Raw genomic sequence first — 23,096 nt, forward strand, 5'->3', positions numbered from 1 at the left:
TTTTTGACCTTATCTGTATAAGTAAAGATGTCCCTGGTGCCTATCTTCATAAATAGAGATCATCTATAAATTCTTGTATATTTCTCCGATAAATTCTTGTATATTTCTCCAATAAATTGTATATTTTTCCGATAATTTGGCTTCCTGTTAATGTGTAAATATTTTAAGGGTGTGGAACCTGAAGTAAAGTTTTTAAGTTTCGGGGTTTTCAAAAGTTAAGTAACTTCCTGTGCAACAGTGATGAGGTTATTAAGTTTTTGATATCTGAAACCAATACGATAACTAATCTTTAGGATTTGTTGGTACTAAAATCCTAAAGTTTTTCTTAAAATTGTTAACTTTAGTGGCGTTTACGGCAGAAATTTGATAATAAACATTTTTGTGGATTATTTGAATGTTTGATGATTATTGCCCATCGGATACCAGAAGTACAATCCTTAAGTTTTAAGTTTTTCCAAAGTTAAGCAATTTTCTCCTCAGTAGTGGCGAAGTTCTTAAGTTTTCGATTCTTTGAAACCAAAATAGGGAGTGGCTTTAGGGAATTGATGGTGTAAAATTCTTAATTTTTTTCCTAAAATTGCAAACTTTGGTGGTGTTTACTGTGGAAATTTTGCATTATTTAATTATAACATTAACTCCGTTTATTCTATTGGTAAACATAAACGAAAACTCCTTCTTCAATTAATTATTGAACTACTTTCCCATATCAATAAAAATGGCAAGATAGTTGTTTGTTTTAAAATCCATGGAAATTTTGTATTTGTCTTATAGGCTAAATTTTCACTAATGCTAGCCAATATCACTATTAAGGAGTAATTAGCAATGCCAAATAACCCACAGAACTCTAAGTCAGATTCTCCCAAAGATAGTCCTAGTCAAACTTTAAGTCAGGAAAATATTCCCTCAAGCCAGGAAAATATCACTTCAAGCCTCAATCAAATAAATTCCTTGATTGATCATTCCTACCAAAAAATAACCAATCTAATTAGTGACCAGAAAAATCAATTGGATGAGGCGTTTCAAAAGGAAACAGCGAAAATTTTAATTATTCTGGAAAGAATTAAAAAAATATGTTGTTCTGGTAATTTTGTGAGACAAAAGAAGCATACAGAGATTGAAGCTATGCTGCTTAACCTTGATGTAGCTATTCAATCTCTTCAAACCAAAGAAAAAAATACAATGGTGAAACGACTGCGGAGGGATGCTGAATTTAATGTCAGAAGACTAGAGAATCCTGTATCGGCTTTCCTAATTAATACCTACAAAGCTTTTCTCTATGAATCTAGCATCCCCATTAAACTTTTGCTAGGACTAATGTTAGCCCTACCGCTTTATATAGGAATTCCATTAGTCATGGATCCAGCTATAAATTCACTTTCAAATGGTTTGAAGCAGAGTCAGAATCAAACGACTAATTCGGATCAGGGGCAGAGTCAACTGACATTGAACCAGAAGGAAATGCTATTTTTTGCAAAGTTATGTTTTATTGCTGGGGCTACAGGCAGCATCATCAGCATTTTATTGCGATTGAATGACCACCAAGGAGAAACATATGAAGATGCCCTGATACCCATTTTTATTGGTTTATGTAAACCAATTATCGGAGGAGCCTGTGGCATTGTAATGTTTACTGCTATAGAAGGAGGTATTATTCCAGTTTCTTTTGGATATTTGAGAGATGAAAAGCCACAAGATCGGCATTTTATGAGTTTATTTTCAGTGGCTTTTGTATTTGGATTTAGTGAGCGATTAGCCGAAGATATTTTTAATCAAACAGGAGATAAGTTCATTGGTAAAACAGAAGAGAACTCCAATTCCAGAAATAGTAAAAACAAAGAGAATGAAAAAGTAGATGGGAAAAATTCACCAGAACTTGAAACCAAAGACAATGTTAGTTAGTGTTAGTGTTTTAAAACTTAGCTTTTGAGGCACTTTAGACATTTTTGTGGATTATTTGAATGTTTTATGATTATTGCCCATCGGAGACCAGAAGTACAATCCTTAACTTTTAGCTTTTAAGTTTTTCCAAAGTTAAGCAATTTTTTCCTAAATGGTAGCGAGATTCTTAAGTTTTCGATATCTGAAACTAATATGGGGAGTAGCTTTGGGAAATTGCTGGTGCTAAATCCTTAACTTTTTTCTTAAAGTTGCAAACTTTGGTTGCGTTTACGGTATAAATTTTGCATTATTGAGTCATAAGTAGATAATACAAAATACCCAAAAGGATTTAACGATGGTTTGGTACACGGTTAGATGTTCATATAACGATTGGCAACGTGATTATAAAAGAAGCCACAGGGTTGCTCACGATCATGATGCACAAAAACAGTTCGTACTAGATGCAAAGACTGCCGCCGTCAATGAACTACATAGTTCAGGTCAAGGAATGTTTGCTAATGTCCAAATCAACAATATCGATACCACCGGAATTCAGGTCAATTTAGGAACGATCCTGGAATTAACTACAAACCGATTTAACATTGATTGTAGAAAATCTCTACATTCTAGTTAGATGAATTATCCAAGAATAAGGAGTCGTGTAAGAATAACCTGAACAGTTTTTTTGATGGAAGCTAGATTTCACAATCTATTTCAGATAAAATTTGTACAACTTAATTTTTACATGATGCCTAACCAGAGAATTTAGTTAAGATGAGAGTATGTATGAACTATATTGCAAATTTTGAGATCCCTTATGAAATAACTGACAAAGATGGTGTGGGTGTTCATTTGCTTACAGGTTTAAGGACAAGCGAAATTGCTCTCGCACCTAATTTCAAGATTGTCGAGGAGGAGCGATCCCCAGCAAATCTCCAAGCGTCTCACGAAATCAATAAGTCCCAGACCGACTTCACAAAGACACAGGAAATGAATCTTGAAGCCGAAGGCTCCAAGGACTCTATGAAAATTGGGTGGGGTCTTGACACACTTATTCAAAATTGCCTTACCAGCAAGAGTGTCATAGCCACCAGCATTGCGTCAATAGTAGCCGGAAAGGACTCTTATGATCGAAGTACAGTTTCCCTGAGCAAGGTGGCGAGGAATACGCTAGAGACCAATCCAGAGGATTTTAACAAAAGGTTCGGTACACATTTCATTGGTGGGTACAAGGTTGGTGCCAATTTCTACTCGGTTCTGAAATTTGAAACAAAGAGCATAACAGACCAAAGGGCGGTGGCTACCAATCTCAATGCTAGTTACCTACGAAAGATTGAGGGTCAAGGCGGAACTGGCAAGTATGGGCTGGATGAGACAACCACGAAGATGATATCGAAAGTTCAAGGAAGACTTTTTGCAACCGGCATTACCGTTAACGCGAATGTTTCTGACGTTGATGAGGTGGCTAGGGAATTCGCAGAATTTTCCAAGAATGCAATGAAGACTCCCACACGCATTACGGCGATATGCTATCCTTATTCCATGCTAGAAGATGTGCAAGATATTATGCAGAAGCATGGCAACCCAGGTCAATTGATTCCAGAGGTAGAGTATTCCCTTATCAATGCAATTTGTCAGGAGACACGCTCTGCAATGCGTGCTCTCTCAATGATTTCCTTGCTTAATTATATAGCAGAAGGTGTTCCTGCCTTGCAAAAGATCAGCGACAAATACCGTCATTTGCTTCAAGAAGAGATGGATGACTTCCGGAGCCTCTCACTATCCGAACTTCATCAGCCAAGCGAAAATTTGCTTACCGCGATCGGTTGGTCAAAAGAATCAGGGACTATCTTGTATGAGGGGCATTCAAAATCAACAGAGCTCTATCGCAACTGGGAATCCGACTTTGGAAATGCATATAATGACATCATCTAAATACTCGATTTAGATTTAATTAAGATTAACTTTAGAAAAGGAGAAGTCTAATGGCTGAAGCTCAGAATTTCCACGTAGCTGCAAAGAATCACACCCAGTTCAATTTTGAACCTGGAAATCAAAATATGAAGTGGGGTGACGTCTACGATAAGAAAAATATTAAGGCTCGGACGACAACTACCGATGTATTCTATGCACGTGGTAATCGTGATGTAGCATCTGGCACGGAAGGTAGCCTCACATATACGGCAAAAGAGAATTCTGGAACCACAATTACCTTCAACTGGGACATCCCTTGGGGGGCGGGTCAAGTGGAGTTAAACGTGACTACAACAGGCAATATTAAGTTGGAGAAGTCGTCTTTCACTGGTAATGAAGTCCTACGGAAGGTTGTAACAATTGTTATCAAGGATGATGCTCCCCTATTATGAACCAGGATACACCTAGAGTTGAGGAAAGAACATAATAATCCCAAGCGTTGGTAAATATTAAAGATGAATTGAACTAAGGAGTCGCGTAAAGATAACTTGAACAAATTACCCTAAAGAGCGATCGCCACTCTTGTAGTGCCGTTTCAAGCCTTAAATATTACTTTAGAAAAATGGTAGGATGCTGATTTTTCACAGTAAAGAGTCAAAAATCTATTCCACTATTTTAAGCTTGACGCGCCACTACTGGACTGTTTCATCTTAAATGTTGCATTAGAAAATGAGGGTATGGGGGGATGGGGTGATGGAGTGATTATGAGAAAAGCGCTTTGCACTATTTTAGGTGAAACAATCCACTACTACTGGTGACTGAAATCAGATAAACCTTCCCCATAGCGTAGCTTGGTGTCAGGATGAATGCTAATCAATCTTGCAGTTTCACACATAATCTGTTAAGATGTAAATGTTAAATAAATAAACAGTGGATGCTTGAAAAAGCATAATAGTTGTACTGCTGAATTCACAAAATCTGGTTTAAACAAGATACGAAAGTAGATTGTCTTTAAAACCAAATATTCCTGATGGATGGCAGGAAAAATCTGAACATAATATCAACGCCATTCACCCTGCAAAGTAAAAGCAGACCAATAATAAGGAGATTTCCAGTTAGTATCAGCAACCATCTCTAACTGTGCCCTTCTTAATGCTTCAGTTGCAGATAATTTCTCTTTCAACATCAACTCATAGAATTTACTCATCAATTCAGCAGTACCAGCATCATCTACATTCCACAAACTGACAAGTACTCGCGGTGTACCTGCATACATAAATCCTCTAGTTAATCCTACTAACCCTTCACCTCGTATGTGTTTACCTAATCCAGTTTGACAAGCACTCAACACCACCAAGTCAGCAGAAAAATCAAGGTTAAAAATATCATGGAGACGTAAAAATCCATTTAGGGAGTTTCCCTGTTTGTCTAGCATCGACAAAACAATGCCAGAAAGTTCAGGGTTAATACTATTTAGTAATCCGTGGGTGGCAAAGTGGATAATTTTGTATTGACTCAATTCGGGATTAGTGGCAGTAGTACGATTAGCAGTAAAATCAAAATACTTTTGACTTTCAGATTTCGGCAAAAGAGCAAGAATTGCTTCTGCTTCTGTTCGAGTACCTGGGAGTCTATCCCAAATTCCTACATCCAATTGTCGAGCTGAACGACTAAGGTTATATTGTTCCCAATTTTCGTTATGGGTTGAGATGGTAGTTTCCAATCGGGTATCATCAGAACTAAAAACAGGATCGGCAACGATGGCAATAGTTTTTGGTGCAGGTTTTCGTTGTTCGGTATCTCGGCGCAGAATACTTAATGTTGATGCAGAAGGAAGATTAACAATTTCGTGTTTGGCTATCAAAGGTAAATATTCTGCTTCTGATGAAGTGGTTGGTAGGGAAATTGCAGCAAAGGGAATGTAATGTAGAATGCCATCGCTGACAATTGCCAAGCGTTGATTTCTCAATTGAGAAGCAACAGGAGCTAAAATCATCTGATAAAGAGATTTAGAGGTTTCGACTAAGGAAGTAGAGTCTGCACGTCTATCGGTAACAGTGCGACGAAATTCTCTAACTGCTTTTTCAATTGATGCTTTTGGAGGTAGTTGATAACTAGAGATATTGTCTTTAGTAACTGCCCACAGAAAACTGCCTTTTTCCCCCAGATAATATTGTAAAAGCAGGGTATCATCATCCAGAATTTGTTGTTGAATTTGTTCTAAAGTTAGGGGTTGAGGTTGAGTCAAAGCAGCATAACTAGGACTTTTTTCTCGAATTTTTGTTTGAACTGCTTCATATTTACGGAGCAGAAATTGTTGCTCTTGTTCTATGGCTGTTTTTGCTTCTAAACTGTAATCTTCTTTGTTTAAAAGTTCTACCCTTCGTCGTTCAATTCCATCTAATTGTTGTTGTAAACTTTGCTCTTGAATCACTAATTCTGGGTCAACTCCTTTGCGAATATCGGTGTTAGCTTCGGCGAGAAGTTCGAGGAGACTTCTAGCTTTAGAACGTTCACTAATATTAAGTGCTTGACCATCGTATCCTTTTGAAGGATCTTGTTGATGGAGTTCCATTAATAAGTCGATATAAAATTCATAATAGTCTTGTTTAGAGGCAAAAAATGTTTGACGTTCTTGTGAAGAATCTTTCTTCGTTCGTGTTTCTTCAATTAAATAAATTGCTGTTTTAATATTAGTTAAGGCACTGTCGAGATTACCTTTTTTTCGTTCGACTACGGCAATACCAAACAGATTTTCTGCTCTGGCTTCAGTATAGTGAATTTCTAGCAAATCTAGGGATTTTTTAAAGAACTCCAAAGCTTTTTCTAGTTCTCCTAAATCTGAGTAAACTTTACCTATATCTTTATAAACCCAGGCTTTTACACCATAATTTAGAGCTTGCTGGAAAAATTCCAAGGCTTTTTCTAAATCTCCAAGTTCAAAGTAGATTTTACCAATATTATGATAGATGAATCGGAGGTTAAAAGAGTAATTACTTTGGGAAGTTGTTAGAACTTGTTGGTAAAAATTCAAGGCTTTTTCTAAGTTTCCCAATTGTTGGTAAAGTTCAGCAATTTTCTTCAGGATATTCGTTTGTTTTCCATGATTTTCCAGTTTTTGATAAATTTTCAAAGCTTGGTTGTAGAATTCTAATGCTTTTTCATCTTCTAATTCTGAGTAGCGATCGCCTATTTCAGTCAGCATTAAAGCTTCTTTACTGCGATTATTAATTTTCTGGGCAATTCTCAATCCTTGATGGAAAAAATCTAAGGCTTGTTGATAATTTCCGGCACGGGAATAAACTCTGGCAGTCCAGGTAATATTGTCTATTTCTCCTTCAGAAAAACGACTTTCTTTGTAAAGTTTCCTGGCTCGATTAAAAAATTCTAATGCCTGTTTTGCATCTCCTAATTCTGTATAATCTTGACCAACACGCATCAGACCAAACTCTTCTCTATCTACTCCAAGTTTTTGATAAAATTTCCAATATTGATTGAAAGATTCTAAAGCAGTTTTTGTTTGGCCAATTTGATAGCATAACCTACCAATTTCCCTAAACCTTTCTGAGTTTTTCATGGTTTTTTCTCGGAGCATTTTTTGAGCATAAATCAGGGATTTATTGCAGTAGTCAAAAGAATTTTCTGAGTCTCCCAAATAGGCATAAATTCGACTCATTCTAATCAACATATCTAGGGTTCGTGCTTCTCGCCAGGGAGCATCAACTTCTTCCTCGTAAATTGGTAAAGCTTGCTGATAAGAATCCAAAGCTCTTTTTAAATCTCCTAATGTCGTATAACTTTCTCCAGTTTTATAAATTGTCCAAGCTTCACCAGAACGGTCTTGATTATTTTGATAAACTTTTCGCGCTTGATTAAAGGTTTCTACTGCCTGATCAAAATTTTCTAATTCATAATAAAGCTGACCAATCTTTCTCAAAATTAATGCTTCTTTTTTGTAATTCCCTAATTTTTGAGAAACAGGGATTGCTTGTAGATAAAACTTCAAAGCTATTTCTTTTTCTCCCCACTTTTTGTAGGTTAGACTAATGTCAATCAAAGTATTGATTGCTTTTTTATATTCACCACTTTCTTGATGAACTTTTCCGGCACGATTAAATGCTTCTAAAGCTTTCTCTTTATTACCTAATTCGTAGTAGATTTTACCAATCTTTGTGAGAGTAAACCTTTCTGAACTAAAATCCTGAATTTCCCGATAAAAACCAACAGCTTGAGTATATGATTCTACTGCTTTTTCTTGATTTTCTAATTGGTTTTCTGATGTATTTTCAGCAGTATAGAGATAGCGAGATCCAATTCTGTCAAGAGTTCGTGCAACTTCGGCAAGATTCCCAATTTTTCGGTAAGTTTTTAGTGCTTGATTAAGACTATCAAATCCTTTTTCATAATCGTTCAAACTAAAAAAATAGATATTTGCAATCTTGCGGCAGAGATTTGCTTCTTCCAGAAGATTTCCCTTTTCCTGATAAACTTTAACAGCAGAATTTAAAAATTCTAGCATTCTTTCGGAGTTTTCTTGTTCTCCGTAGCGTTCAGCAACTTTAATCAAAAAACTTGTTTCTCCTTCAATATCTTCCCATTTTTGATAAACTTTTCTAGCTTGTTTATAAACTTCTACTTCTTTTTTATCTTCTGATAATTGAGAGTAAATTATTCCCATCTGAAACAAAATAACAGACTGACGATAATCAAATGTTAATGCTGTTTCTGAGTCTCCTAATTCAGAATAAAATTGACTAACTTCCTGAATTTTTTCTAATTGTTGCTCATATAATTCTAATGCTGTTTCTAACTCTCCTGAAAAATAGTAAATTCTACCTAAGCGTTCGAGAACTTTAGCCTCTCCAATACCATCTCCGATTTCCTGATAAATCTTTAGTGCTTGATTATAAAACTCTAATTCTTTTGGCCCATTATCTGACATAAAATAATAATAAGCCATATTAATAAAAGTCAGTGCTTCTCCCTGAAAATCCTCAATTTCTTGGTAAATTTTCAAAGACTGATTATGAAATTTCAAGGCTTTTTCTTGATTGTCAGACCACCAATATCTAACTGCAATACTTAATAGTTTTGCTTCAGCTTGACGTGCCGCAAAATTATCATCATCCGAAGATTCATAAATTTCCTGATAAATTGCTATAGCTTGATTAAATAAATCCCAACCAGCTTGGTCATTCCTATACTCAATGAGATTCAACTCACTCAGTTCACCTAAAATTAGAGCCTCTCCTTTTTTATCTCCTATTTCTTGATAAATTGCTAAAGACTGTTTGAGTAATTTCTCTTTTTCGTATTCATCCCTGTAACTTTGAGCAATTTTATTAAAAATATTTGCTTCTCCTTGCCGTGCAGCAAATTTATCAATATTAGGATTAGCAGAATTATTAATTTCCTGGTAAATTCCCAGAGATTGTTGATAAAAATCACTGGCTTTTTTGCCATTGTTACGTTGTTTATCCAAGAATAATTTTTTCCAACTAGAATTGATGGATAAATTATTCGTTAATGCCAATTGCTGTTCTTCTTTGAGTTGTTCTAACTCGGCTAAATAAACATCTCCAATTTCACCCAAAGTAAATGCTTCCTGAATCGGATTTCCTATTTCTTGATATAGAGATAAAGCCTCTTTGTAACTTTCTAATGCGAGAGTTTTTGCGCCTAGTTTTTTATAAATTGATCCTAACTTCAGTAATATTAATGCTGCTTGAGATTTATCTCCTGAAGATTGAAATGTTAATAATCTTTGTTCTAAATTTTTAATAGCTTGTAACTGAGAATTAATTGTTTGTTTCTCCCTCAGTTTTTTTACTTGGGAAAAAAGCTGTTCTTGAGGAGTAAAAGATTGATTATTTGTGGATTTTGTTTCTATAAATTGAAATAATTTGCGATGATTTTGCCCAGACTCTGCTCTTACAGATTCTGAAGATATTAAAATGTAAGTAAGTAAAATTAAGTATCGTAACATAACTTTTGTTTAGGGTGTATCTCAACGCTACTTCCTATTCACAAAATGAGAAAATATTGAAGTCAAAGGCAGGGAGTAGGGAGTAGAGAGTAGGGAGTAGTGAAAACTCAAGAGGAATCAGGAGTTGTAGAAGACTTACAAAGGAAAAATTATCTCTTAACTTGGGTGCCCCTACCAAACCCAAGATACTCACTTTTTTAGCCTGATCAGGCTAAAATCTGGTACTTTTTCACCACTTAAAAACCCTAAAACCTTGATTCAATAGTGCTTTGATATTTAATCAGCAAACTCTAATTATATTATGTCCGGTAACATCGGTATTGTAAAAGGGTAAGAATTGAGAATTGAGAATTGAGAATTTATAAATTTGCTTTGTCAGGCTTTATTGAAGGGTATTAACCCCGAAAAAACTTAAATTTCCTGTAGATATTCACCCTTTGGTTTACACGCTCTGATACCAGCGGACATGATATTAATAGTGATATTAGTCACGAAAGTTATTTATCTACTTCACTTTGTAATAGGTGATAACTCACTCTTCACAATACTGAAAAATCACTCTCTACTCCAACTTCAAGTCACTACCATAACCAAAAAAAACAGAGATGATTAAAGTGTAGAGTTTAAGGTAAGTCTCATGCCTCAAGTTACATTACTCCCTGGTGCAATTAACGAAATTATGGCCTCTGTTGCTGACAAATGTCCTCTAACTCAATCTGACCGTTATGGCCTTATGGCAGCGGTATTGGACAATTCTCTGACTGAAGAGGAGCGTTGTAGCATTGATAGATTGTTACGTTCTGTTGTGAAAGGAAAGGTGCAAGTAGCATAGAGTTGTCTATCCTGATTATGTCCAATTTCTCACAGCACTACAAGAAAGTATCAGGACAGTTGGCCAATTCACAAGGAACTGAGTGGTTATACTCAGCCATAGCAAGACCCAATCAATAAACAAGCTCTGAGATAAATTTTCCTGGAAAGAACTTTTAATCTTTATATCGATACATAATTAACAGGGTAAATTTTTAGGGACTTCATTTAAGTAATTTGGCAAGTTTTTATTAAGTTCATGTAAAGTAGAAAAGTTCGGTATTTTCACCCCTGGCAGTTTCAGAAATTTTCAGCCAGAATAGAAACGTAGAAAAAAAGTTAATCGTTCATCTTCTCATCAGAAGACGGAAGTAAGGACACATCCTGAAGGAACGCGCCTCAATTTCTCTGCAAGTATAGGAGGCAGTACCGATGAAACTTACATATCGTGGCGTTAGCTATCAATATAATCCCCCTGCTGTAGAAACAGTCCCTGGTGTAGCAGTAGGAAAGTATCGTGGGGTAGATATTCGATTTCGGAATACTAAGAAAGCACCCGTGATGCAACCCCATTATAATTTGACCTATCGTGGCGTGAAATATAACAATCAACCCAATACTGATAATGTTTCTATGTCTGAGAAATCTCGTGTATTGGCAATAGAAACTGAACGTGCAGAGATGAAACGTGGTCAGTCAATGTTGGGTAGAGCGGTGCAAGAGTTAGGGTTATCTGTTTAAACAGTTATGAGTTATCAGTAGGTCGAATTATAGCTTACACTTCCAACGCCCTGCTTGTCTTAAAATAAGTAATTGTTCTCAATGATGACCGACAAATGATAAAGATTGCCTCCTATTTCCCTAGTTTGTTCTGAGGAATAGGAGGTTTAATGGTTTAATGGTTGTATTCCACAGGAGAATATCGATATTTTCTCAATTAATGAATAATGAGTAATTGTTAATTATTCATTATTCAGGCGTTGGTGATTTCGGCTATGATTATGTTTTAATGGTGATGGCCTAGCGATTAACTAAAAAGCATTTTATATTTGGCAAAATTTAGGTTTCATAGCTTGATTCGCCAACGCCAATGCAATTTAAAATTGAAAATTTTTTTTTCATATTTAACTTAATAACAAGTATTGAACCGGATTTTATATAAGTCCTATTTGAGTTAAATTCTTCCTCAGAAAAACTATTCTGGAGTCTTCTGTAATTCAGGTCTTTCCTCAGCAACTATTGCCTTTTCTACAGGACAAACTTCCAGACAAATTCCGCAGTCAATACAGGTATCAAAATCAATCCAATACCAATCAGTTCCCTTTGTATTTTTACCAGGCCCTGGATGAATACAAGCAACTGGACAAGCATTAACACAGTCAGCAACACCTTCGCAAATATTAGTAACAATTGTATGTGGCATTTTCGTTTTTTAGTTTAGTTAAAAAGTAAGCATTTCCTGCGGAATGCTGCGTAAACAGCGGTCAGCTAGCCTCTTGCCTCGTGGGGAGGAGCTTCGTTTTTTCGTATAGGGAATGCTCCGCATTCATGTCGGCGACAGCCGAAACATGTCGCGAAGCGAAACAGCTATCAGCTATGAGTTATTAACTCAATTATGGAGTAAATTAGGGAAAGTACCCTGAACAACTTTTTCCTTCTTCTTCCTTCAATTTAGCTTTGACAAAAATTCCTCATAAATTTGAGACTTAGAAGCAAAAACATAATTAGGAGTAGAAACTGTCATATCTGTACCACCTACTTTTCTCAGATGGTTAATTGCTGGCAATAACATATTTTGTTTTACCACAATTGTGACAGCATACCAGTCATTTTTTTCTCCAGAATATACCTTAGCAATAGTCGGTCCTTGCAGACCAGAAATACCAGTTAATTCACTTTTATACATGAGGCGATCACCTATTTCATCTGCTGATTTTCCATCCACATTTGCCGTGATTGAAACATATTTTTTCGACTCCATCTGTGCTTCCATCAACTCTAAAAATACTTTAGTTGTTTCCAACTTAATTTCGCTTTCTTGTAATAACCTTTTATTACCAATTAAACAAGCTTGGGAGTCTAGAAGTATACCTCCTTCAATTTGCTTTAAACGATTTTCTCTAAGAGTTGTACCAGTGCTAGTTATATCAGCAATCATATCAGCATATCCCATACTTGGTGCCGCTTCCATTGCACCTTGAACTGCTACTAAAGAAAAATGTACAATTAATTTTTCGTAGAGCCATTTTTGGGTTAGATGATGATATTTAGTAGCAATTCTCAAATTTTTTCCTTTATCTCTAAATAAGAGAGTTAACTCTGCTAAATCTTCTATAGAAGAAACATCTACCCAACTTTCAGGAACAGCTAAAACTAATTTACATTTACCATAGCCTAATTTATCCCAAATGACTATTACATCATCATGGGATTGACTTTCTTCAGAAACCACATCATAACCTGTAATTCCTAAATCAACACTTCCTTCTTCTACCTTTGTAAAAATATCTGCTGCTCTTTGAAATAAAATTTTCACTTGTGGCAAAGCAGGAATTGAACCAAAATATTGTCTTTCATTAGGTCTAGATACACCTAAACCACAAGCTGACAATAAGTTCATTGTTCCGTTTGCTAAAGCACCTTTACTTGGTAAGGCTATTCTTAAAATATTATCTTTTGTCATTTAATTTATCAGTTATCAGTTATCAGTATATTCTGCTAAATTAGGAGGCTTCAAATTCAGTTATCAGTTATCATTTATCAGTTTCTCTAGTTAAATTAGGTAAAGTTGATTTTTTTCATCCTCTTAAGGTGGCATGCTTTATAAACATCTTTACTTAACAAAAAACTTGAAAAAACAGACAAGTTATATATCAGTCTTTTGAGAAGCTTTTGCTAGAGAAAAAATGTATTTTTCAATAATACATTTTTTTGAGAACTTCAGTAGTTTTACCCATACTTTTAATTCTTTGAAATATCTCAATACTAATTTGCCCTTTAAAGGTAATAAAGCTGTTAACGTAGTTCTTCTGTAGGAGGATAGCTGACCGTTGACGGCTGAATGCTTATTCAATATTTCTAACTTGATTTAGCACTTCATGCAATTCTAAATTTTTTTGTTCCCCTGAATCTAGATTTTGCAAAAGCACTTTATTTCCTTGTTTTTCGGCAGAGTTGATAATAATTACAAATGGAATATTCTGCTGATTCGCATACTCGATATTACTCTCAACATCTCTTCCTATCACATCAGTTTCTACTCGCAAACCTAGCTGTCTTAATTTTTCAGCTACTTCTACAGAATAACCATAATATTCTGAACTAATTGCAACTATCAAAATTTCCACAAATTGATAATTATTTAAACTCAAATGAGCTTTTTCTGCTAATTCTTTTCTAAGTTCTTCCATCACATAAGAAAAACCAGTCGCTGGAGTATCTTTTTTACCTCCTAAACTGACAACCAAATCATCATACCGACCTCCACCACATAATTTTCTTTCTAGTCCTAACTTACTGTCATAAATCTCAAAAACCATACCTGTATAATATTGAAGACCTCGACTAATTCCCAGGTCAAGACTAATACGATTTTTGTCGATATTAAAAGCTTCTAAACTTTTCAAAATATCTTGTAATTGTGCCAATCCATAACCATCAATACTATAAGCTGAAAGCAGTTTTTCTGTTTCTTTGAATATGGCAACTGGCTCTCCTTTTAATTGACTCAATTCAGTCATAAACTCTAGTGCTTGATTTAATTGTTGAGTTTGGTCTTTATGTTTAATCTTCACTAACAAACGGTCAACTATTTCTTCTGGTGGGCGAGTGCTTGTGAGCCCAATATTCATGCTTTCCAGAAACTCAAAAATTGCTGTTCGAGCCTCACTTTCTTCTAAACTTTGGAGAATATCTTTAATTTTAGTTGTTGTTGTATTTGTATCTAGTTCTTGTGCAATATCTTTCTTAAAAGCAGGATAAATTTCAGAAAGTCGATTTTCTACAACCCCTTTTCCCTCTGTTCTTAAAGTTTCCATCTGAGTAAGTAGAAAACTACGAAGGCGACTATCTAGCTGAAGATGGTCAAGAAAATTATTGAGAATTCCAACGTGGCCGATAAATGTTTGATATTCAGTTAAACCTAGACGATCTAAACCTTGACAGGCCATAGAAATAACTTCTGCATCAGCGATCGTTCCTGTGGCCCCAATTAATTCTATTCCCATTTGGGTAAATTGCCGATATCTTTCTTTCTGAGGCTGTTCATAACGAAATACTGGCCCAGTATAATAAAGTCGCATTGGCAGAGGCAGTTCTTGGAGATTGTCCAAATAGGCGCGAACAACTGAAGCAGTAAATTCTGGTCTTAGACAAAGGCGACGGTTACGGTAAACGAAGTCGTAGAGACGAGAAATAATGTCCTCACCAGATTTTTTTAGATATAGTTCGGTATATTCTATGAGTGGCACATCTATGGGTCGATAACCATAAGATTCAAAATTGCTACTCAGTGTACTTTTGATTTGTTGATCGATCTGGTAGTTACTTGGGAGGATGTCGTTAACTCCTCTGACTCTTTCTACTTTTGTAGTTTGCATAGACAAAATATCAAAGATTGTGGTTTTCTCATCGGAATTTTGACACAGATGTATCAGGGCACAATTATTTTATCTCTATCTGACAAGAAAGCCTCTACTAGATAGTTTAATTTCTCTGTTGTCAAGAAAATTTTATATTTTTTAATCTTTAGCCTTGGCAAGCGATTGCTATCCTAATACACTAATAGCTGATTTTTGTCTATATTCAAGAAAAAATAATTATGTATTCAAACCTCCCTAATAGCTGGTTTCGTGTTGCCAGAAGTGAAGATTTATCTGCCAAAGGAGTTATACCACTTCATTACTTCGGAAAAGATTTTGTACTATTTCGTACAGAAGATGGCAAACCTCATATTTTTGAGGCCCACTGTCCCCACTTAGGCGCTCATCTGGCTTATGGAGGTAGAATAGAAGGCCAAACTCTGAGATGTCCTTACCACGGTTGGCTCTGGGATACAAATGGACAATGTTCTGCTATTCCTTATCCTGATAAAGCAAAACCTAAAGCAAAAATACAGAGCTGGCCTGTACTTGAGTTGAATGGTCTAATAATGATGTATTACCATCATCAAGGAAAATTACCAGACTGGGAAATACCTCAAATACCAGAACTAATTTCTAGAGAATGGACACCCCTACGTTTAGTCCGTCAGTGGAAAGTGCGTACCACCCTTCAAGATTATATGGATAACAGTGTAGATGTCTCTCACTTATATAATTTGCACAGCCGTACTTTTAAAAGCGCTCATAGTCATGGAGTAGAAATTGACGGACCGATTTTAACTCATAGAATGTCTCAGAAATATAATTTATCTTCTTTAGCAGCAGGAAAATTAGTATTAGAAGATGGTTCAGTTACTACTATTTATTACGGACCTGCTTATGATGTGAGTTTTTACTGGACGGAAGGAAAATTAAAGCTAGGTTTATTAACTATTTTTACAGGCACACCAATAGACAATGAATATCTTGATATTGCCATATTTTATAGTGTGAAAAAAGTTCTACCTTTTCCTTTAAGCTTGATTTTAAATAAGATGTTAAAACAGGATGTTTTAGAAACTTTTGAACAAGATGTTAGTATTTTAGAGAATAAAAAAGATATTCATAATCCACCCTTATATCAAGATGATGGTCCGGTGCGTCAGTCTCGAAATTGGGCGAGTCAATTCTATTCAGAAAACTCTCTAACATCACAGACTTCAGTTCAAAAATAAATGGTATTAGGCGATCACGTAGTAGTGCTACACACTATCGCCACCCTAGAAACTTTATCTAAAATCTAAAAACTGTTGCGCAATAGTTTAATTAATTCTCAACCTAAATTCAGTCAGGCGATCGCCACCCTACAGACTTTATCTAAAATCTAAAAACTGTAACGTAATAGTTTAATTACAGCACTTTTTAGGATGGTGAGGTACAGTTAAATACTAATATTTATTCCCTATTTACTAAAGTGATAAAACTATGTACCTCACCAACTCTGAAACTGCTGTAATTCTCAATCTGTAATAGGGCGAGCGCGTAGCGATGCGTAGCACTATTGCCCCTCTCCCTACTTTATCTAAAATCTAAAAACTATAACGCAATAGTTTAATTAATTCTCAACCAGGACAACTTATACCATTTCTCAAAAATCTTGCTATATTTAATTGGGTGGGGAAGTGTGGGAAGTGTGACAGGTGTAGGGAGAAGTAAACATAATAATAATTAACATTAACTGGCTAATAATTACGGGAAAAATTATTTTGCTTGTGCTAATTACTTAATAACTGAAGTGTTACACAAGTATAGCATTACTTTTGGTAATTGGTATTAGAGGATGCGACATTGCTGAACTAAGGGATTAATCTTTGCAGAAAAGGTAAATCCCATTTTTTCCTTCCTCAATTCCAATCTGCACCCTATAGAAGCCCTAAGTGGATCTATTTTTTTATACATGATGGGGGTGGGGAGTGTGGGGAGATGGCGGCCTAGATTCTACCTTTTTTCCCTATTTGATTTCTTAATCTCCTGACTTCCTCTCCTGGCTCCCCTCCTGAGAGGGGCGTGGGTGGGTTGGGTTAGGGGTGGGTTGACTCCTGACTCCTGAGCCAAAAACTCGCAACTTTGCCAAGATACACTTAGGGCTTCAATACAATGCCGACGATGCTACCCTCCCTACTTTATCTAAAATATAAAAACTGTTGCGCAACAGTTGAATTAATTCTCAACCTAAACCAAACAATACTATTATCACGCTTAGTATAAATGCTATAGAAAAGAGCCTGTATCTTTGATACAAGCTCTTCCAAAAAAGTCTAGAAATATTATCTAATTTAATAGTGAATATTATTCACTAATATTTTCCCAAAGATAACTACTGAATTTTCACCTTAGCTCCAGCTTCCTCTAATTGCTTCTTAATATCTTCAGCAGCTTCTTTAGCAATTCCTTCTTTCAGTGGCTTAGGTACAGACTCTACCAACTCTTTTGCTTCTTTCAGACCTAGACCTGTGATGCCACGAACCACTTTCAGAATAGCAATTTTCTTATCTGCTGGAAACTCTTCAAGAATTGCATCAAATTCAGTTTGCTCTTCCTCTGGTTCCGCTGCTGCTGCGGCACCAGGCGCTCCTGGCATAGCCATAGGCATCATCATACCACCACCACCTGAAGCTGCAGTAACTCCAAAAGCATCTTCAATTTGTTTCACTAATTCAGATGCTTCTAGCAGAGAAAGTGACTTAAGTTGTTCTAGAATTTCGTCAGTTTTTGCAGACATTATTAATCTCCTATTTGTTGTTAATTTACAATTATTTGTTGACGATTATTTTGACTATTTATTATCTGAACTTTAGTCATAAAATTGATAAAATATCAGTCAAAAAAATCACTTTGAAGAAGGAAGCAGGAAAAAAGAAAGCTTAAATTTCCTATAAAACTCATTTTGGCTCTCTACCAAGATTCAATTTTTTAGCAGGAGTGCATCCTTACGAAAAAAAGGTTGAAAAATATAGCAATATACCTCATCTCCCCTACTCCTCTGATCTCCTATTCCCCTTGTTGTTCCTTTTCGGAAACTGCTTTCAGAACCCTACTTACAGTAGCTGGAACCTCATTAATACCAGTAGCAAGTTGAGTAGGTACAGCATTCAATGTACCAGCCAACTTACTAGCAATACTATTAATAGAACCAGCAATCTGAGCAATTAACTCTTCCTTAGAAGGTAGATCGGCGATCGCTTTGACTTGATCTTGAGTCAGCACTCGCCCTTCCATGACGCCACCCTTAAATTCTGTTTTCTTGGTGGCTTTTTGGAAGTCTTGGTATGCCTTGATAGCACCACCAATATCATCCTTTAGGAATAGGAAAGCATTAGAACCCGCCAGTAACTGTTCCATAGGTTGCCAGTTACTATCTTCTTTAACGGCAATTCCCATCAAAGTATTTTTAGCAACTGAACAAGAACTACCTGTGGGTATTAGTCGCCGACGCAGATCTGTAATCTCAGCAACAGATAGCCCTTGATAATCAATCACCAGGGTTAGCTGACTTTCACTCAAGTTTTGCTTGATATCAGCCAACATTTCCTGTTTTTGTTCTTTAGTTTTGCCCATATTTATCACCTGCTTTATAAAACTGATACAAAGTGTCACATAATGTGACAAATTGATGTTTACTTCCTGCTTCCACTGAGGCCGTCGGCGGTTGCTCATCCACAGGCATTGACGGTCAAGCCCACCGCATTTATTAGATTCAAGCTCCTTGACAAATCAAAAGCCCCGGCAGATTTTGGTATCTGCCAGGGCTAAGAATTATAAAATTCAAATCAAGCAATTAAATTAGGGTCTTTGACAAAACCCTTTATTGTTATCTTTGAATAATTAACTCTTGAACCTCGGCAGGAAATTAAGCTATTAGCACCTGCTGTCTTCAGCTCTTTAATTTTGATTTTTTAGCTTGAAAAATCTAAGTAAATTTAAATTAAGCTGCTTCCGTTAATTTTAGATCCCGCAAACTATTAACTTCAATTTCTATTGAAGGCCCCATTGTTGATGATATAAATACACTACGCCAGTAGCGACCTTTGGCACCAGAAGGACGGTTGCGGTCAATACACTCTTGTAGAGCTTTTAAGTTTATCAGTAAATCTTCTGCGGAAAAAGAAGCTTTACCAAACATAACATGAACAATACCAGTTCGGTCTGCCCTAAATTCTAACTTACCTGCTTTAAATTCGTCAATTGCCTGTGCCAAGTCAAAAGTTACAGTACCGCCTTTGGGAGATGGCATTAAACCTCTCGGTCCGAGTAAACGACCTAGTTTTGCTACTTGAGGCATCACATCAGGTGTAGCGATTAATCTGTCAAATTCCATCATACCTTTACTAATTTGTTCAATTAGCTCTTCTGAACCTGCTAAGTCTGCTCCTGCTGCTAGAGCTTCGTTAACTTTCTCACCTTTGGCAATGACGGCAATTCTAATTGTTTGACCTGTTCCCTTGGGTAAGGCTACTGTAGTTCGTAGTTGTTGATCTGTATATTTAGGATCGATCCCTAAACGAATATGAGCTTCTGCTGCTTCTGGAAATTTTGCTGTAGCTGTTTCTTTTAAAAGTTGAAGCGCCTCTTCTGGTTCATAAGCTCGCTCTTCTACTTTTTTTCTCAGTTCTTGTAATCTACGAGATACTTTTTTTGGCATTTAATCCTCCTGGGGTACTTAACGAAGCTCTGCTTCTCCCCCTATATCAATTTACTTTTATGTTTACTTTAGAATCGAGATACTGAGCTAGGAATTGATCATATAGAATCAATCAGCGATCGTAATACCCATATTTCTTGCTGTACCTGCCACAATTTTCATTGCAGCTTCAATGTCATTAGCATTGAGGTCTGGCATTTTTGTCTGGGCAATTTCTTGGAGTTGAGCTTGGGTAATAGAGCCTACCTTTGTCTTCTGTGGCTCACTTGAACCACGTTCTACCCCTGCTGCTTTTTTGATTAATACTGCTGCAGGCGGAGTCTTCAGAACAAAGGTAAAACTACGGTCTTCATAAACTGAGATTTCTACTGGTACTACTGTACCTGCTTGGTCTGCAGTTTTGGCGTTATACTCCTTACAAAACGCCATAATATTCACACCATGCTGACCTAAAGCTGGACCAATAGGAGGAGAAGGGTTAGCCTTTCCTGCCGTAATAGCCAACTTAATCAGCGCCACGACTTTTTTTGCCATTAGTTATGTTTTTCTACCTGATTAAACTCTAATTCTACAGGCGTATCACGTCCAAAAATGGATAATAGCGCCTTCAATTTACTTCTTTCTGGACTTACTTCTATCACATCACCTTCAAAGTCTTTAAAAGGCCCTGAAAGAACTGTAATGTGGTCTCCTTCTGCCACTGTTACTTTTAGCACTGGCTCTTGCTCTTGAGCTCGCCTAAATATCCTCTCTACCTCTGAAGGACTTAGAGGTAATGGTTTAACATGACCGCGACCCCTTCCGTAGCGACGCTTTTGTTCAGCCCCTACAAAGTTAATCACATTTGGAGTACTTTTGACAACCTGCCATGCTTCGTCATCAATTCTCCATTCTTTTTGTTCCTCATTCCAATTTAGCTTCATTTGTACTAATACATAGCCAGGAAAAACTTTTTCTTCACTATGTTGGCGACTACCATCTTTACGAAGCTTAATTGCAGGTGTATGAGGAATCTCTATTTTTAATATTTTATCTGTAACATCAAGAGTTTGAATGCGCTGAGATAAATTAGCTTTAACCCGTTTTTCACAGCCAGAGGCGACTTGTACTGCATACCACCGTAGCTGTCCTCTAACAAACTCTGTAGTTTCTTCTCCTCCTTGGTCTGATTGTTTTGTCTCTTGTGTTTCTTCTGAATATAAATTCATCCAAACACCACCCCTGCTGCCCAACTAAAGAACTCATCTACTAGGTAAATGATTGTTGCTGAGAGAATAACCATCAATAGTACAGCAACAGACTCACTTATAAGTTGCTCTCTGCTTGGCCATACTACTTTATCTAGTTCTTCTTTTGTTTCTTGGAAAAAAGTTACAGGACTAAAACTTTCCTTATTTTCTTGTAATCTTGTATCCTCTTTTTTGGCCACAATAATTGATCTCTCCCCTAAGTTTGTGATATTTTTCTACCGCTAATGCTTATATAATAACGGTAGCTCTCTCAACCTCATGGTTATGGATGTGGTGCTTCAAAAGCCATCTAGTGACCAAGGCTCTACAGGAAGCAACAATAAGACCCACAGAAGCTCTTTTCGGCGGGTTAATGTTTTATTAGATACTGAAGCACTAATGTGCTAGTCTCACATTTTCCAACCCGTCAATTTTAAAGTTTCTGAGTGCCTCCCAGCAACTAAGTTTATTGCTACAAAATTTAAAGATATCATTCTACTTGATATAGCACCAGGATCGAAGGCCGAACCTCTTTCCTTTCTTATGCTTACTTCAAAGAATTTGACATCCTCCCCGACCTAAAGGCTGGTGGATTAGTACTGAGCCGTATATCCTCGACGAGTTGACGCTTCATTGGCTGCTGCTGCCTTGAGGGTAGTCTTACGCTTGCCTCCAAATACGTTTATAGTCTCGGAATGCCCCGCCGCGACTTATCCAGAATTTTCGTGGGTGTTTATTTATGCCTTCAAGGTGTGAAATACTCATTGACCTAAAAACTTCCCTTGTTATATTTTCAACTGAAGGAGTTTTAACATAAAATTCTTTTCTACAGTATTTATGATACAAGGCTGGTTTTGAAACCAATCTCACTATAACATGGAAAGTCAGCGGCTTATAGGCGAGGATTTGAACCCAATTTTTTGGTAATTGTCAGCCCAACAACCTTAGGCATACTAGCAAATTTCTAGGAGAAATGCAAGATTGATTGGCTATCAATCCTAACTATCCATTGCCAGGAGAGCCTTATTCTTCTGCCAATGTCTTAATAAATCTTTGGAGCAGGGAAGCTGACCTGAAATATAGACTTCCTCAGAAGAATATCGGTTTACTTGCCCTTACCTGGACATCTTAGAAAAGGAAAAAGTAATTTTAACTGACTGATTCAGCGCGCCCTGGAGGACTCGAACCCCCGACATCAGGTTTTGGAGACCTGCGTTCTACCAACTGAACTAAGAGCGCATAGTAGAGGTGTTAGATTAAATCTAATCTACCTCAACGACTCTGCTTAGTATAACATAACTTTTTATCAAGTAGCAGAGAATTTTTGAGATTCTTTTTGAAACTATAAAGGACGATCAAATCTTTGCTTCACACGAGTGGCCTTACCAACACGATCTCTCAAGTAGTAAAGTTTGGCTCTACGCACTTTACCCCGACGGATCAATTTAATACTAGCAATCCTAGGAGAATGCAGTAAAAATACCCTTTCTACCCCTACACCTTGAAAAACACGACGAACTGTAATAGTTTTGTTTATCCCTCCATTCCGCATGGAAATAATCGTACCTTCGTATGGTTGGACTCGTTCTTTTCCTCCTTCTATAATTTTGACTCCGATTTTTACAGTGTCACCTACATAAAGTTGGGGAATTTTCTTTTTAGAGTCTTGCTGGAACTTTTGTATTTCTTCAGCTTCAATCGAGGAAATTATTTCTTGGGCTTTCATCATACTTATTAAAACTCACAATCTATTATTATATATCAGGGAATAGGGAATAGGGAATAGGGAATAGGGAAAAAAGTATAAGTAGGTGGACAAAGTTATTTATATATAATATTTTTTGTTAATCCTTCGATTGCTCTGTGAAAGAGAAATCAAAAATGCACAATTAATTCTGTCCAGGTACTTAATCAGAGGTATTAAATCTTTACTATACCCCCCACCAAACCACCTTGTCTGACCCTAATTTGCACTTCCTTGTCTACTTTTCCTCAAG

General features: G+C 36.5%; 17 protein-coding genes, 1 tRNA gene, 1 riboswitch and 1 other annotated feature. Of the genes, 6 read left to right on the forward strand and 12 right to left on the reverse strand.

Annotated features, from left to right (window positions below):
- Positions 1-822 precede the first annotated feature (822 nt).
- The 3 genes from ACP6PL_RS15235 (at position 823) to ACP6PL_RS15245 (ending at position 4,244) form a co-directional block, all read left to right on the forward strand.
- Positions 823-1,899: a hypothetical protein gene (locus ACP6PL_RS15235; protein WP_426546114.1), complete on the forward strand. Its 1,077-nt coding sequence runs from the start codon at positions 823-825 to the stop codon at positions 1,897-1,899.
- 765 nt (positions 1,900-2,664) lie between these two features.
- Positions 2,665-3,813, forward strand: a complete 1,149-nt coding sequence (locus tag ACP6PL_RS15240) for a hypothetical protein (RefSeq protein ID WP_426546115.1) — start codon at positions 2,665-2,667, stop codon at positions 3,811-3,813.
- A gap of 50 nt (positions 3,814-3,863) precedes the next feature.
- Entirely contained in the window at positions 3,864-4,244 is a 381-nt protein-coding gene (locus tag ACP6PL_RS15245) for an aegerolysin family protein (protein WP_426546116.1), read from the forward strand.
- 608 nt (positions 4,245-4,852) lie between these two features.
- Here the strand turns inward: ACP6PL_RS15245 and ACP6PL_RS15250 are convergent.
- A complete protein-coding gene (locus tag ACP6PL_RS15250; RefSeq protein WP_426546117.1) occupies positions 4,853-9,778 on the reverse strand; it encodes a DUF2225 domain-containing protein in 4,926 nt (1,641 codons plus the stop codon).
- A 637-nt stretch (positions 9,779-10,415) separates the two neighbouring features.
- Between ACP6PL_RS15250 and ACP6PL_RS15255 the strand changes: the two genes are divergently transcribed.
- Complete coding sequence (locus ACP6PL_RS15255) at positions 10,416-10,610, forward strand: hypothetical protein (RefSeq protein WP_426546118.1); 195 nt, start codon at positions 10,416-10,418, stop codon at positions 10,608-10,610.
- Positions 10,611-10,930: 320 nt separating this feature from the next.
- Positions 10,931-10,987, forward strand: a riboswitch (Glutamine riboswitch).
- 33 nt (positions 10,988-11,020) lie between these two features.
- Entirely contained in the window at positions 11,021-11,329 is a 309-nt protein-coding gene (locus ACP6PL_RS15260) for a DUF4278 domain-containing protein (RefSeq protein ID WP_426546119.1), read from the forward strand.
- Positions 11,330-11,783: 454 nt separating this feature from the next.
- Here ACP6PL_RS15260 and ACP6PL_RS15265 read toward each other — a convergent pair whose 3' ends face one another.
- From ACP6PL_RS15265 to hisZ, 3 genes are all read right to left on the reverse strand, one after another.
- Positions 11,784-12,011: an indolepyruvate ferredoxin oxidoreductase subunit alpha gene (locus ACP6PL_RS15265; RefSeq protein ID WP_426546120.1), complete on the reverse strand. Its 228-nt coding sequence runs from the start codon at positions 12,009-12,011 to the stop codon at positions 11,784-11,786.
- A gap of 243 nt (positions 12,012-12,254) precedes the next feature.
- Positions 12,255-13,271 carry an ATP phosphoribosyltransferase gene (gene hisG / locus ACP6PL_RS15270; RefSeq protein WP_426546121.1) on the reverse strand — a complete coding sequence of 339 codons (1,017 nt, stop codon included), beginning with the start codon at positions 13,269-13,271 and terminating at the stop codon, positions 12,255-12,257.
- Positions 13,272-13,653: 382 nt separating this feature from the next.
- On the reverse strand, positions 13,654-15,186 hold the full coding sequence (hisZ, locus tag ACP6PL_RS15275; protein WP_426546122.1) for an ATP phosphoribosyltransferase regulatory subunit: 1,533 nt from the start codon (positions 15,184-15,186) through the stop codon (positions 13,654-13,656).
- A gap of 221 nt (positions 15,187-15,407) precedes the next feature.
- Between hisZ and ACP6PL_RS15280 the strand changes: the two genes are divergently transcribed.
- Positions 15,408-16,403: an aromatic ring-hydroxylating dioxygenase subunit alpha gene (locus ACP6PL_RS15280; RefSeq protein WP_426546123.1), complete on the forward strand. Its 996-nt coding sequence runs from the start codon at positions 15,408-15,410 to the stop codon at positions 16,401-16,403.
- Between the two features lie 1,142 nt (positions 16,404-17,545).
- Here ACP6PL_RS15280 and rplL read toward each other — a convergent pair.
- The 8 genes from rplL to rplS form a co-directional block, all read right to left on the reverse strand.
- Positions 17,546-17,950 carry a 50S ribosomal protein L7/L12 gene (gene rplL / locus ACP6PL_RS15285; protein WP_426546124.1) on the reverse strand — a complete coding sequence of 135 codons (405 nt, stop codon included), beginning with the start codon at positions 17,948-17,950 and terminating at the stop codon, positions 17,546-17,548.
- Positions 17,951-18,219: 269 nt separating this feature from the next.
- Positions 18,220-18,786, reverse strand: a complete 567-nt coding sequence (gene rplJ / locus ACP6PL_RS15290) for a 50S ribosomal protein L10 (RefSeq protein ID WP_426546125.1) — start codon at positions 18,784-18,786, stop codon at positions 18,220-18,222.
- Between the two features lie 149 nt (positions 18,787-18,935).
- Positions 18,936-19,124, reverse strand: a sequence feature (ribosomal protein L10 leader region).
- Positions 19,125-19,153: 29 nt separating this feature from the next.
- On the reverse strand, positions 19,154-19,870 hold the full coding sequence (rplA, locus tag ACP6PL_RS15295) for a 50S ribosomal protein L1 (RefSeq protein ID WP_426546126.1): 717 nt from the start codon (positions 19,868-19,870) through the stop codon (positions 19,154-19,156).
- Between the two features lie 108 nt (positions 19,871-19,978).
- On the reverse strand, positions 19,979-20,404 hold the full coding sequence (gene rplK / locus ACP6PL_RS15300) for a 50S ribosomal protein L11 (RefSeq protein ID WP_426546127.1): 426 nt from the start codon (positions 20,402-20,404) through the stop codon (positions 19,979-19,981).
- Positions 20,404-21,078: a transcription termination/antitermination protein NusG gene (gene nusG, locus ACP6PL_RS15305; RefSeq protein ID WP_426546128.1), complete on the reverse strand. Its 675-nt coding sequence runs from the start codon at positions 21,076-21,078 to the stop codon at positions 20,404-20,406. The genes rplK and nusG overlap by 1 nt, the downstream gene beginning before the upstream one ends.
- Complete coding sequence (gene secE / locus ACP6PL_RS15310) at positions 21,075-21,299, reverse strand: preprotein translocase subunit SecE (RefSeq protein WP_426546129.1); 225 nt, start codon at positions 21,297-21,299, stop codon at positions 21,075-21,077. The genes nusG and secE overlap by 4 nt, the downstream gene beginning before the upstream one ends.
- Positions 21,300-22,265: 966 nt before the next feature.
- Positions 22,266-22,338 (reverse strand) — tRNA-Trp (locus tag ACP6PL_RS15315).
- Between the two features lie 103 nt (positions 22,339-22,441).
- A complete protein-coding gene (gene rplS, locus ACP6PL_RS15320) occupies positions 22,442-22,825 on the reverse strand; it encodes a 50S ribosomal protein L19 (protein ID WP_426546145.1) in 384 nt (127 codons plus the stop codon).
- Between the last annotated feature and the right edge of the window lie 271 nt (positions 22,826-23,096).

Origin of the sequence: Dapis purpurea BLCC-M126 (assembly GCF_050015975.1) — a bacterium.
Classification (GTDB): Bacteria; Cyanobacteriota; Cyanobacteriia; order Cyanobacteriales; family Microcoleaceae; genus Trichodesmium.